Below are 13,484 nucleotides of genomic sequence, written 5' to 3'. Positions count from 1 at the left end.
CAGACGAGCCGGGCGGACGGCCGCGTGAAGATCTTCTGGATCTTCCCGAGGAACGTCCGGGCTCCACAGGGCAAGGTGGTGGGTAACGCCCACCCGGGGTGACCCGCGGGACAGTGCCACAGAAAACAGACCGCCGGGGACCTCGGTCCCCGGTAAGGGTGAAACGGTGGTGTAAGAGACCACCAGCGCCTGAGGTGACTCAGGCGGCTAGGTAAACCCCACCTGGAGCAAGGTCAAGAGGGGCCGCCCTCAAAAGCGGCCCTGCGCGGACGTTCGAGGGCTGCCCGCCCGAGTCCGCGGGTAGACCGCACGAGACCGGTGGCAACGCCGGTCCTAGATGGATGGCCGTCTCCCCGGCCGCCGCGAGGCGACCGGGAGACAGAACCCGGCGTACAGCCCGACTCGTCTGCCGGTATGGGCCCCCGGCCAGCGAAATTGCTGGTCAGGGGCCCTTTTTCTGAGATTCGAGACTTGCCTGGAGCCCGTTCCGTACCGGTTCAAACCGGACCGCTCGGCTACGACGGCAGCCACGAGGGTAGCCATGGGAAGTGGGGCCGGAGATTGGCGGCGGTGGGGCCTGACCTGGTGCAGGCGGCCTATGTCATGGGTCATCTGTCTGGTCCCGTCGAGATGTCTGAGGATGTACGCAGCCGCTTCTGGCTTGTACCTCCCTGACAGCCCTGCTGAGTGGAGCAGCACTCTTCGTCTGATCGTCAGCAGCCTTGCGTACCGACTGATACTCGCCGGAGAGAGGCGTCGGCGGCCGCGGCCCGGCGGCGAGACCAAGGGGGCCGGGAATAGCGGCGGCGGGGCTGAGGCCGGTTGCCGGCCTGAGCCCCGCTGAGGTTCACCCTTCGCCGCTGCGTCTATGCAGGGGTTGCGAGGACGAGGGGACGCCGATGCGTGCCGATGCCTGAGCGAAGCGAAGGCATCGGAACTCTTACTTCATTGTGGTGCTTGATCTTGTTACTAAAGGCGCCTGATCTAGCGGCAGGCCGTAGCTGTTGTAGGCCCACTCTCCGAGTCCGGCGCCTCCGAGTGCGGGATCCGCGATTCCGTGAGCGCTGTCGGCGACCACTGCCCGAGCAGATCTGGCGATCATGAGCATTGGTTGTCAGTAGTTGTCCGCGCGGAAACAGGAGCCGGAGACAGCACAAAGGCCCGGGTCTTCGATCCGGGCCTGAGGGCATCCTGCACACAGGCGGTCCCCGGAAAATTCTGATCAACCCACTACGCGTTTCTCAGAAGCCGCCGGGGACCTGGCCGGTGCCCGACAGGTACTCCACGAGGGAGCCCTGTCGTGGTTGACCGGTCCTATTTACAGTGATTACTCCGGTTCTGTGAGGTGGTCAAGGGATCCGGCGGACTACCCCGCGCCGGCCTGCTCCGGGGGAGGTTCGAAGCGCAGCAGTGCCCCGACCTGGTGCGCGCGAAGTTCCGTCTCCGGCTCGATGTGCCGGACCTCGCCGCCGTCGTCTTTGACGGTCTCGGTCAGTGCGTCGATGATGTCGGGAACCTCGCGCAGCGGCTCCCCGCAGAGCGGGCAGGTCTTTCCCGAGCGCGCAAGCAGCCCGTCCCGGTCGCAGACGACACCTGGGGCGACCGCCTCCTCGTCCACCGCCAGCGTCCGGATCGCGGCCAGCGAGGCCGCCCACAGCGTCTCGTCGAGCCCGACGGCGCAGGGCCGCCGGGCCGCCCTGGCTTCGAGGATCTCGCCGACGAGCTGTCGCTGCTCCTGTTGTGCGTGGTCGGAGACGAGCTCCTGCACCTTCTGCTTGATGTCCGCGGGCGTGGCGGTCCCGCGGTCGACGGTGAAGCTGCCGATGAGCCGGTCCCGCAGTTCGCGCGGGAGAAATTCGATGAAGACCGGTACCTCATAAGGGTGGCCGCCGACGACGAGCAGGTCGAAGCTCCCGGTCCCGAAGAGCTGCTTCAGCTCGCCGATGAGCCGCCGGTAGTGCCGTTTGCTGAGCTCGTCGGCCTTGTTGCGGACCCGGTCCTCGGCGAGCCCCGCGGCGTAGTTGGGCTTGCGCAGCGTACGGTCGCGGATCGTCTCCAGCTCCCGGGCCTGGTCGATGTAGTGCTCCCAGACCTGGCCGGTCCCCTTGTCCACGATGACCGCGCAGGTGCGGTAGTACTCGTCGAGCACGCCCAGCATCGGACGGACGTACGGATCGGCGTCCACCACGATGCGTTCGCGGGTGCTTCGCGGCAGCCACACCTGCTCGTAGACGCCGTTGCCGCTGCAGGAGAAGACGGCGACAGCGCCCGATCTGTGGGGCTCCTCCTCGAGCGTTTTCTCGATCTTCGCGATGTCGTCGCGGAGCGAGAGCCGCGCGGCGTGCTCAAGTGTGCGATCCTCCGCGAGGGGCCGGATGCGGTCCAGCAGGCTCGCCACCCGGGTCAAGAACGCGCGGCGGCCCGTCCTGTCCGGTTCCGCGGGGACGTAGAGCGAGACCAACGGAAGTCCGTTCCCGTCCAGCCGGAGAATTCGATCGACCTGGTCTTGCGTGATCATCACCGCTCCTCGCGCTCCGTGAGCCTCGCTCCGCCCCGTTCCAGGTAACGCGGTGGGCGCGGGAGCAGCAACCGCAGCGTGACTCCGTACAGTAACCCCCGGGCTGCCCGCGCCGGGCGGGTCAGGCACCGATGCCTTTGGGGAACGCGAACTCACGGGGCCGACTCGCGCGCCGCCAGACCAGGGTGGCCAGCGCCATGACGAAGATCAGCCCGGCCAGGATGACGAGCTCGATTCCCTGGGGATTCCACTTGAACCGCTCGGCCTCGGCGGTGACGATGAGAACCTTACGGATTCCCGCGATCAGGCCTACAACGAGAAAGGGTTCCGCGTCCAGTGTCCGGTTCCTGATGGGGAGGCGGACCGTGTGCAGCAGCTCGGCCACCATGAACAGCACAAGGCTGTTGTCCAGCGTGGAGAGCATGATCGTCGGGCTCGTCCGTCGATGGGAGCGCGATCCAGCCGGAGGGCGGGCGGCGGGCGTCGAAGTGGACCTCGTGGGCGTCGACCGCACGGAGCCACGGGAAGCGGTCCGTCAGGTGCCGCGTGAACGCGCTCCCGGCGTGATCCTCGGCGTGCCCGGCGTACGGCGAGCCGACGACCGGCAGGAAGGCGTACACGCCGCTCACGGGCCCCTGGTAGGTCAGGGCGATGTGACGGACGAGCCGAGGCGGATCAGCTCGTAGCCGACTTCCGCCAACTTCGCCCACCGGTCGGTGAGGACCTGGTCCTACCCCCTTGGTGCGGCCGGTCTCCCGGCTCTCGTCGCCGTCGAGGTCGGGGAGGACGGAGAGCATCACGCGGGCGGCGAGCGTCACGACGGCGGCCGGATCGGTGGCGTTGACGGTGACGTCGGGTGGACGGGGAACGTGTCGGGCCGGTCGGCGTAGACCTCGATGCGGCCTGCCTGCTCGACGACGATCAGGGCGTGGCGGCCGTTCGTGAGCCGGGACGTGGCGACGTTGGGGCGGGATTCCGTACGGGGCGGGGTCGAGGGTCCAGGCGACGTCACGGCGGGCGTACTGTTGGCCGACGAGTTTGGAGCGCTGTCGGTCGACCTCAACGTGGAGTTCCTGGCCCTCTTCCGCGCACTCGCCGACGAACTCGGCACCGACTGGACGAAAGTCCAGGGGCCGACGCCATCTTTACCGGGACCGGCAAGCTCAAGCCTGGCATGCGCTCCTACGCCCGCCGCGTCACCCGCCCGCCTGGCCGACCGGCTGAGGGGGCCAGCGGAGACGTCCGGCCCAAGGCGGTGCTCCTCGTCCACAACTCCGGCCTGCTCGCACACGGCGGTGCAGGGCACGAACTCCTGGTCTCGTTGCCGCAGGCTGCCCGCCGCACGACTGAGGCGCCACGCGGCCTGGGGTGGCTGTGTCCAATGGAGGAGTCGAAGCAGACACCCGCGTTGGACGGGCGGCCGTCGAGGCCGTGGGACCGGGCGATGGAGTCGGTTGTGCTCCATTCGCTTTCTCGAAGGGGCTGCGGGCCGGGGCATACCGAGGCTTCGTGACTACCGAGAAAAACCGTTCCGTAGTTAACGCTTCACGCATTGGTGAGCTGACCGTAGAATTTCCGCATCCAGGGGGGATCAGCGGGACTCGTGCGGCCACCAGGACAGTACGGACTTCTCTGGCCGCGCTTTGCGTTGGCAGCAGAGGGGATTGCCGTCGACGCCGGTGCTCCGTTGGCCCAGAAGCGACAACATCAGGGGCCAGCGTGACGAACTCGGGTGACTTCGGGGGCAGCCAGGGACTCGACCGCCTCAAGGCGATGCTTGAGAGCTGGCGCACCTCTCTCGTGGACCTGAGCGGCCGCAACCGGCTGCTCAATTTCCGCCACACCAAGTCGGCGACACTGGAGATCGCGACCCCATCCGCGCAGGAGTTCGTCGAAGGCCTGGCCCGTGGCTGGGACTTCGCGCCGCTACCGGATGAGGAACCGGAGGTCGGCGAGGGCATGCGACCCGGCGATGTGGTCCTGGCGAAGAAGGGCGACCGCACCGACGGAATCGTCACCCAGAAGACCACCGCGCCTTCCCTTCTGCGCGCGTTGAACAGCTTGCGCGCCAAAGCGACGCAGGTCTTCAACGACTATGGCCTGTGGACCCTCAATCTCGGCGTCGGCATGCTCCGCTGGCGTGAGGACGGAGCTGAGACGGGCAGTGACGCCCCCCTGGTACTGATGCCGGTGGTCATCGAGCGCGCGCGCAACGGCCGGCTCCGCCTCAGGGCGAGCGACGACGAGGAACCGCGCCTCAACCCGGCCCTGAAGGTGAAGCTGGAGCAATTCCATATCGACTGGGCTCCGGTTGGCGAACAGGACCCTTCGGACCTGCAGGCTGTGCACTCCGCCGCGGCACGCGCGGTGGCGGGCAAGGCCGGATGGCAGATCTCCGACCGTGTAGTGCTCGCACTCTTCGCCTCCCACAAGGAATCGATGTACCAGGACCTGCTGGACAACGAGGACCGCGTCCTCGGCAGTGACCTCGTACGGGCGATGGCTCTCGGTACGAACTCCGGGCTCGCGTCCGACCGTTTCGACTTCGAGGAGATCGAGCTCGACCGGATCGACGAACTGAGCCCGCCCGAGGACAGCCCGCTGGTGCTTGACGCCGACGCCTCGCAGCGGCAGGCAGTCGCCGCGGCCGTGGCTGGACAGTCGTTCGTCCTGGACGGTCCGCCCGGCACAGGCAAGAGCCAAACGATCACGAACATGATCGCAGGTCTGATGCACGCAGGCTGCAGTGTGCTCTTTGTCAGTGAGAAGGCGGCGGCACTCGACGTTGTCCTCGACCGGCTGAAGTCGGTCGGACTCGACTCGTACGCCCTGGCCCTCCACAGCCACAACACCAGCCGCAAAGCGGTGGCTCAGGAGCTGGGCCGGGTTCTCGCGGAGGAGCCGCGCGCACCGCAACTGTCACAGCAGACCTTGGCCCAGGCCAGGGAACTGCGCCTCGCGCTCAGCGCCTACGCCGAAGCAATGAACGAGGTCCGCGACCCGCTGGGACGGACCCTTCACGACGTGCTTGGTCGGGTCGGCCAACTGTCCGAGGCGCCGGTGGCCTATCTGAGCCGTGGTGACGACACGCCCACCGGGGCAAGGGCGACGTTTCACGCCGAGACGCTCAGTGACGAGGACCTGCGCCTGATCGTCGAGGCGACGAAGGCCATCTCCGACGCTTGGGAGGCGGTCGCCGACCCATCGTTCCCCTGGCGTGACCTGCGAGACGGCCTGCCGCATCCACGGCCTGTGCTGGAGCAGGCGCAGGCGGCGCGGGACGCGCTCACGACGGCGGTCGACCGGTACCGGGACCTCGCGCCCGGGGGAGTGCCCGTCACAGACCAGAGCGGAATCGACCGTCTGATCGCGCTCCTGCGGCTGCTCGAGGTGCGGAGTCCGGTGCCGGAAGCCTGGCTGACCACCGATGCCTTCGCCGACGAGGTGGACGACCGGGTCGACGCCTTCCTCGCGGAACTGCGCAAGGTGCAGCGTACAAGCACCGCCGTCCGCGCGGCGGTGGGCGGGCGTTGGCAGGAGCTGTCCACCAGGCTGAAGGCTGAGCCTGGGGAAGCCGAGAAGACGCTCTCGGCGCTGGCGCCGCGCGGCCTCGACCTCGCCGGACTCACGGAAGAGCGAGCGCGACAGCTCGCCACGGACTTCGACGCGACCGCTGGGGTGCTCGAGCGGACCCTGAAGAGCCTCACCAGCGTCAGCCACTTCACCGGGCTCACGAACCCCGGCAGCCCCGAGGAAGCACGTCATCTGTGTGACGTGATCGCCGTGGCCGGCACGGAGCACCGCCCTCTTGAGCAGTGGTTGGACCTTGATGGCCCCGCGCGAGCGGAGGAGGCGGCGGTCCGGGGCGCCGCCGACGCACTGAGCGACTTCTTCGCACGACGGGACCAGGTACTCTCCGCCCGAGCCCTTGCGACGGACCACGCAGGCCCGGGGTGGGCCGAACTGCGTCCCGAACTGAGCGCAGAACGACCGCCCAACGAGCAGGCACTCGCCGCACTGGAACCGCCGGGAGTCGACATTGCGTCGATGCCCGTCCGCGAGGCCGCGGAGCTGGCCGAGTGCTTCGACACGCTCGCTGACACCCTTGAGATGGCCGCCGAGCACGCCGACTCGGTGGCCGAGCGCCTTGGGTGCCGGCGGCCGAAGGCGACGTCCGAGGCCGAGGACCTGGTCACGCTCGTGGAGTTGGCCACAGCCTCGGACCGTACGCTCGAAGCGTGGCTCGATCCCCGGGCACTTTCCGGCGTCCAGGCAGCCGTCGCGGAGATGTCCTCAGCGGCCGAAGAACTGGCTGTCGCGGAGGAGACGGCGCGCGGCATCTTCCTGCCCGAAGTCGTCTCCGAGCCCGAACTGCCCGAAGCAATCCATCGGCTCACCGAGGGCCGCCAGGGACTCGCCGGCATGCTGTCCAGCAGAATCCGGGCCGACCGGAAGCTCGTGGCCCAGCTGACACACGGCGGCTCGTGGCGCGGCGAGCTGTACGACAAGCTGCCGCTCGCCGACGCCTGGTGCGCCGCTTACCGGAAGCTGCGGTCGTTGACCATGACCCACGCCGAGCTGATCGGCCGCTATCGGGGCACGGCGTTGCCCGACGTCCCGGCGCTGCGCAAGGCACTCGCGCACGCCGAAGCGGTCCACGCACTTGCGCCCGAAACCGTGGCCGACCCCTACCGGCGGAGCCTGCTCGCCACTCACCTGGTCGACGGCAGAGAGCCCCAACCCGCACTCGTCGAGCTGGGTACGGCGCTGCGCAGCGAACTCGCGACGTGGCGACGGGCCTTGGACAGCACGTTGCTGGCACCGCATGCGGCCGATCTCACCAAGCAGCCGCTCCCCGACGCCGCCCGCTGGCTGCGCGCCCACCTCGCCCCCGTGCGGCAGGCCGTCGTGCTGCTGGACACCGTGGCCTCGGTCGGTCGCCGGGACAGTGGCCCCGGTTCCGAGCACACACTCGCTTCCGCGCGCACGGCGGTCACGGTCGCGCATGCGGCACAGAAGGAGACCGCCACGTTCGCCGCTCAGGCCGTGACCGACCGAAACCTTCTCGGCCCCTGGTACCGGGGCCTCGACACGCAGGCGGAGGACCTGTACGACGCCGCACCCAACGGCGTGACGGGCTACGAGCCCATGGGACAGCTCCTGCGCCGCGGCCTTGACCTGACGCGACAGCAACCGGGCCCGTACACCACGGAGCAACAGCGCGAGTTGCTGGGCCGGTACGCCCCGGAAGGGCACCCCCACACCGAGGCATTGCGGGCCGCTCTGGACTCCGCCCGGCTGATCGCCCGCCTCGCACCCGACACGCTCACGGAGCCAGCGCGCCGGACCAGCCTTGTCAACGTACTGGCCGACGGCCGGCCCGAACCGCGCGAACTCCTCGCGCAGACCGACCAGATCCGCTGTGACCTGGACCTATGGCAGGAGTACACCGCCGAGCCCCACATTGCGGCGGTCGGCACAGCACTCGCCGCCCGAACCCTCGAAGGAGCGGCGAGCTGGCTCCGCGCGCACGTGGAGCCCTTCGAAGACGCGGCCGACCTCATACGCTCAACCGCCCGCGTGATGAACGAGGAGACAAGCCTCACCCTGTCGCGGGCCAGGGAAGCGGTGGCCGCCGTTGTCTCCGCCCGCGCCGCCGAGTCCTCTTTCGCGGAGAACGACGCCACCTACCGAAGCCTTCTCGGCTCCCTGTACCAGGGCACCGAGACAGGCCGCGACGCGATCCTGGATGCCCTGGACTGGGCCCAGAAGGTTCGGCGTACCGCACATGGCGGCCACTCCGCGCCACTGCCGCGAGCGGCGGCCCGGCTGATGCTGACCGCATCAGTTGACCCGTCCGTCGCGGACCGCGCCAACGACTGGAGCGGTCAGCGCGAGGCACTCGCCGGGTACTTCGAGCCCGAGCGGGCTGAGGAGCTGCGACGCGAACTCGCCGAATCCCTTACCGCTGCCCAGTCCGTCCTGTCCCGCCTCGACCGCGACCCCTTCGGCCCGGAAGCGTGGACTAGCTGCGCCGACGCACTGACCCTGCTGCGCCGCTACCACCTCGACGGGCTGCCCGACCAGCTCGCGCGCCGCGAGGTCTCCGCCGAGGACTTCCCCGCCGCGATGGAACGAGCGGTGCTCACCGCATGGGTCGAGCGCCAGCTCGCCACCGACAATAGGCTGAAGCCGATGCGGGCCGTGGAACGCGACCAGCTGGTGGAGCGCTTCCAGAGGGCGGACCAGGACCTGGTGGCGGCGGCACACGCCGAGGTCATCGCCGCATGCAACTCCCGCCGCCCCCGCCGGACATCGGTGGGCCAGGCCGCCGTGATCCGCCGCGAGGCCGAGAAGCAGCGTCGCCACATGCCCGTACGGCACCTGCTGAAGCAGACACGCGACGTCGTACGGCTGGTCAAGCCCTGCTTCATGATGAGTCCACTGACGGTCAGCCAGTTCCTGCCACCAGACTTTGAGTTCGACGTCGTCATCTTCGACGAGGCATCCCAGGTGCTGCCCCAGGACGCGGTGAACTCCGTCTACCGGGGCAAGGCCCTCATCGTGGCCGGTGACCAGAAGCAGCTGCCGCCGACCTCGTTCTTCATCGCGGCCAGCGACAGCGACGACGGCGACGAGTGGGACGAGGACGACACCGACGGCTTCGAGTCCATCCTCGACATGTGCAAGGCCAGCGGAGTCCTGCGCGGGCTACCCCTGCGCTGGCACTACCGCAGCCGGCACGAGAATCTGATCGCCTTCAGCAACCACGACTTCTACGACAACTCCATGGTCACGTTCCCGGGCGTGCTGGAACAGGGACCGGACGTCGGCGTGGAGTTCATCAAGGCGGACGGTGTCTACGACCGCGGCGGGAGCAGCGACAACCCTCGCGAGGCCACCAAGGTCGCCAAGCGCGTCATCCACCACTTCGACACCCGCCCCGAGCACACCCTCGGTGTGGTCGCGCTGTCGAAGGCGCAGGCGGAGGCAATCGAGGAGGCGGTGCAGAAGGCGAGGGCAGCCCGCCCGGACCTCGACCACCACTTCACGGAGGGCCGGCTCGACGGTTTCTTCATCAAGAACCTCGAAACCGTCCAGGGCGACGAGCGCGACGTCATCATCCTCTCCATCGGCTACGGTCCCGACCACCGGGGCAAGCTGCTGTCGACATTCGGCCCCATCAACAGGGAGGGCGGCTGGCGACGCCTCAACGTGGCCGTGACCCGCGCCCGGCGCCGCATGGAGGTCATCGCCTCCTTCCACGGAGGCGATCTGCCGGACAGCGCCAACAAGAGCGTGCAACACCTCAAGCGGTACTTGCAGTACGCCCAGCACGGTCCTGCGATCCTTCAGACGGAGGCCGCCGATCCGGAAGCAGCCCCGGAAAGCCCCTTCGAAGAGGAGGTCATCGACGTTCTGCGCGGCTGGGGATATGAGGTCCAGCCGCAGGTGGGGGTCGCCGGTTTCCGCATCGACATGGCGGTACGGCACCCGGGCGCGCCCGGCACGTACGCGCTGGGCATCGAGTGCGACGGCGCCATGTATCACTCCTCACGGGCGGCCCGGGACCGCGACCGGCTCAGGGAGGCGGTCCTGCGCGACCTGGGTTGGAGGCTGCACCGAATCTGGGGTACGGACTGGTATCGCAACCGGCGGGATGCGATGGCGCGGCTGCGGTCCGTGGTGGAGGCGGCGTGCGCGGAGGATCCGCATGCGGTGCGAGTGGCGCCACCCGTGGGGGTGGACGGCAGCGGCGGAAACCGTGGCAACGGTGACAGTACGGCGGAGGCCGTGGACGGCCCCATGAGCGCGGGGCGCGGAGAGTCTGTAGAAGGGGCAGCAGGTGGTCCGGCAGTCCCGCGAGTGGAGTTCGTGACGGTCGACGCCGGCCCTGCCCCCTGGAGCCGTCCCTACCAGGACGTCGACCCTGACCTGTTGGCAGAGGTACGTGACAGGTCGAGCAGCCGGCGGGGCATGTGGGGCGTGGAGTTGCAGGACCCCGATGCCCTTGACGTGGTGGCGGACGTGGCGCTGTGTGTGGTTGAGGTGGAAGGGCCCGTCGAGAAGGAGGTGATCTACACCCGGGTCCGTCTCGCGTGGGGCCTCGGACGAGCCGGCCAGGTGGTTCGCGACCGCATCGATCGAGCTCTTCGCCGCCTGCTCAAACACGGCAAGATCGTCCACGTCGGTACGGCCTACGACAGGCCCGGCCACGAGACGGAGTTCGCCCGCACGCCCACTGAGCGGTGTGCCCGACGAGTCGCGGAGGTTCCCGTGGCGGAGCGGCAACTCGTGCTCAGAAACGTGGTCGACGAAGGACCGGGCGTGCATCGCGAGGACCTGCTGCGGGAAGCCGCTCGCTTCTTCGGGTGGGCGCGGCTCGGAGTCGATATCCGGGACGCGCTGACTGGCGACATCGACGCGTTGATCGCCGCAGGGGACTTGATCGATTCGGAGGGTGACCTGATGCCCGCCGAGGGTTCTTGATTCGTTGCGGTGACGCGTCCGCTGGGATGACGCGGACGCTACCGAGGTCGACCTCGCCGACTCCAGAGGTCAGAGGCCATGCACTCGGTATCCGGATGTCGGTCGGGGAGACCGGGCATGGGGTCCGCTGCCTCCAATGCGGCCACCGGTACGACTGCCAGTACCGCCAGGTACCCTCGAACACATCGTCATCGCGGCCCGACGGGCTTCCGCTCCACTCCGGTGGAGTCTCGAAGGACATGCCCCCACCCGCACGAGTCTCTTCGTGCTGCCTGGGGGAAGTCCTTGCTGTTCCGCGCGTCCGCGAAAACGGTCGCCGTCATGGCACTCGACGGTTCGCTGTTCCTGTACCTCACCGAGCAGTTCGTCCACATGCACGGCTATGGACCCGGAGCCTCGGAGATGCGTTCCTGGGAGCGCAGCATCCCGCTTCTGACCGCCGCGCTCAACGACGCCGGCCTGGGCGACGTCGAGGTCATGCTGGAGTACGCGCTACCGCTGAACAGCAAGCGTGCCGACGTCGTCCTCGCCGGCTTGCACCCGATCACGCAGGAGCCGTCCTACGTTGTGGTGGAGCTGAAGCAGTGGAGCCAGGCGGCTCCGCACGAGGACGACCCCACCCTGTGCTATGTCGACGCCTACGCGCACCCCGTGCTCAACCCGATCGAGCAGGTGCGGCGATACTGCGACTACCTGATCAACTTCAACGGCGCGGTGGCCGAGCACGGCGAGCGGATCCACGGAGTGGCCTTCCTGCACAACGCCACCGAGTTCGGGGTGACGGGGCTGCGGGAGATCGAGCGCGACGGGCAGGGACTGCTCTTCACGGGGGAGCGTCGCGGTGCGTTCCTGGACCACCTCCGGTCGAAGCTGAGCGACAAGCACCCCGGGGCCCGTGCGGCGGACGAACTGCTCGCGGGCGCCACCGTGCCGTCTAAGCAGTTGATGTCCGTGGCAGCTCAGGAAGTGCGGGAGCGACAGCAGTTCGTCCTTCTCGACGAGCAGCAGGTCGCCTACCGCATGGTGCTCAACGCGTTGGAGAGGGCGAAGCGCGCCGACCACAAGGAAGTCGTCATCGTCACAGGCGGCCCCGGTACCGGGAAGAGCGTGATCGCGCTCCAACTGCTCGGCGAGCTCTACCGGAGGGGCGTGGCTGCGGTCCACGCGACCGGCTCGCAGTCGTTCACCAAGACGATGCGCAAGGTGGCCGGCTCCCGGAAACGGGAAGTCCAGGATCTCTTCAAATACTTCAACAGCTTCATGACCACGGAGAAGAACAGCCTGGGTGCTCTGATCTGTGACGAGGCGCACCGCATCCGGGAGACGTCTGCCAACCGCTACACTCGCGCGGCCCTGCGGACCGGCAGGGCACAGATCGACGAACTCATCGACGTCGCCCACGTACCGGTCTTCTTCCTCGACGAGCACCAAGTGGTGCGTCCCGGTGAGATGGGCACCGTGGACGAAATCCGTGAGGCCGCGGCCAGACGGGGCATCGACTGCCATGTCGTCCCCCTGGACAGCCAGTTCCGCTGCGGAGGCAGCGACGCCTACCTGCGCTGGGTGGTCCGGCTCCTCGGCCTTGAGCCCGGCGGGCCGGTCGTGTGGGAGCCCGACGACCGCATGCAGTTGCTGGTCGCCGACAGCCCTGAAGAGCTGGAGGCGTTCCTCGACGCCCGCCGCGCCGAGAAATACGGTGCCCGGATGTCCGCGGGCTACTGCTGGCGGTGGTCCCCCGAGCCCAAGCCCGGCGATCCACTGCCTCCCGACGTCGTCATCGGGGGCTGGGCCCGGCCTTGGAACCTGCGCGGGGACCGGTCGGTCTCCGGCGCGCCCCCGTCCGCGCTGTGGGCCACCGACCCTGCGGGCTTCGGGCAGATCGGCTGCGTCTACACCGCCCAGGGGTTCGAGTACGACTGGTCCGGCGTCATCATCGGTCCGGACCTTGTCTGGCGAGGCGACCGCTGGGTCACCGACCGCACCGCGTCCAAGGACCCGGTGTTCAAGAAGGCCACACCGGAAACCGATGTGGACCGTCTCATTCGGAATACGTACAAAGTGCTGCTGACGCGGGGCATGGTCGGCACGATCGTGTACTCGACCGACCAGGAGACCCGGGAGAGGCTGCGGGAACTGGTGTCCGGCCGACCGGAGCCACAGCCTGCCGCGATCGAGGAGCCACTTCTGCGGCGGTGAGCGCGTGATATCCGGCCATGATGGCCGTGCTTCCAGCCGACCGATGTGTCATATGCGTTGGGAGGGCCTTCACTTCCTTAAGATCCCAGGCGTCATTGCGGCCCGACGGGCTTCCCACGTGGACATGCCCCCATCCGCACGAGTCACTCGTGCCCTGGGGGATCCACCTCGTGTCCATGCTCCTGCTGAAACTGGCAGCGCGAGATCTGCTGAACCTGAACTCAAGACGCCGTATGGTGCCCCACCTCGCCGCGAGGTGGAAGCACTTCCTCAGCACCGA

General features: G+C 68.4%; 6 protein-coding genes and 1 other RNA gene. 4 read left to right on the top strand and 3 right to left on the bottom strand.

Annotated elements, in window-relative coordinates; all coding sequences use genetic code 11:
* Nucleotides 1-4: 4 nt before the first annotated feature.
* An RNA gene (gene rnpB / locus OG966_RS12345) (RNase P RNA component class A) lies at nucleotides 5-409 on the top strand.
* Between the two features lie 957 nt (nucleotides 410-1,366).
* On the opposite strand, the gene OG966_RS12340 is transcribed toward rnpB, so the two are convergent.
* Nucleotides 1,367-2,518, bottom strand: coding sequence for a baeRF10 domain-containing protein (locus tag OG966_RS12340; protein ID WP_326649615.1), 1,152 nt, complete (start codon nucleotides 2,516-2,518; stop codon nucleotides 1,367-1,369).
* A 121-nt stretch (nucleotides 2,519-2,639) separates the two neighbouring features.
* Nucleotides 2,640-2,942, bottom strand: coding sequence for a phosphate-starvation-inducible PsiE family protein (locus tag OG966_RS12335; protein WP_326649614.1), 303 nt, complete (start codon nucleotides 2,940-2,942; stop codon nucleotides 2,640-2,642).
* On the opposite strand from OG966_RS12335, the gene OG966_RS12330 reads away from it, so the two are divergent.
* Nucleotides 2,941-3,204 carry a hypothetical protein gene (locus OG966_RS12330; RefSeq protein ID WP_326649612.1) on the top strand — a complete coding sequence of 88 codons (264 nt, stop codon included), beginning with the start codon at nucleotides 2,941-2,943 and terminating at the stop codon, nucleotides 3,202-3,204. The genes OG966_RS12335 and OG966_RS12330 overlap by 2 nt on opposite strands.
* Before the next feature lie 128 nt (nucleotides 3,205-3,332).
* On the opposite strand, the gene OG966_RS12325 is transcribed toward OG966_RS12330, so the two are convergent.
* Nucleotides 3,333-3,530, bottom strand: a complete 198-nt coding sequence (locus OG966_RS12325; RefSeq protein ID WP_326649611.1) for a hypothetical protein — start codon at nucleotides 3,528-3,530, stop codon at nucleotides 3,333-3,335.
* Between the two features lie 707 nt (nucleotides 3,531-4,237).
* Between OG966_RS12325 and OG966_RS12320 the strand changes: the two genes are divergently transcribed.
* Nucleotides 4,238-11,008, top strand: a complete 6,771-nt coding sequence (locus tag OG966_RS12320) for a DUF3320 domain-containing protein (protein ID WP_326649610.1) — start codon at nucleotides 4,238-4,240, stop codon at nucleotides 11,006-11,008.
* Between the two features lie 285 nt (nucleotides 11,009-11,293).
* On the top strand, nucleotides 11,294-13,204 hold the full coding sequence (locus OG966_RS12315) for a DUF2075 domain-containing protein (RefSeq protein WP_326649609.1): 1,911 nt from the start codon (nucleotides 11,294-11,296) through the stop codon (nucleotides 13,202-13,204).
* Nucleotides 13,205-13,484: the final 280 nt, after the last annotated feature.

Source organism: Streptomyces sp. NBC_01750 (genome assembly GCF_035918095.1).
Taxonomy (GTDB): domain Bacteria; phylum Actinomycetota; class Actinomycetes; order Streptomycetales; family Streptomycetaceae; genus Streptomyces.
This window is presented reverse-complemented; position numbering and strand designations above follow the sequence as displayed.

Bases quoted from the DNA above. Each gene is read 5' to 3' on its own strand.
- OG966_RS12340 (WP_326649615.1), bottom strand. From the start codon at position 2,518: ATGATCACGCAAGACCAGGTCGATCGAATTCTCCGGCTGGACGGGAAC.
- OG966_RS12330 (WP_326649612.1), top strand. From the start codon at position 2,941: ATGATCGTCGGGCTCGTCCGTCGATGGGAGCGCGATCCAGCCGGAGGG.
- OG966_RS12335 (WP_326649614.1), bottom strand. From the start codon at position 2,942: ATGCTCTCCACGCTGGACAACAGCCTTGTGCTGTTCATGGTGGCCGAG.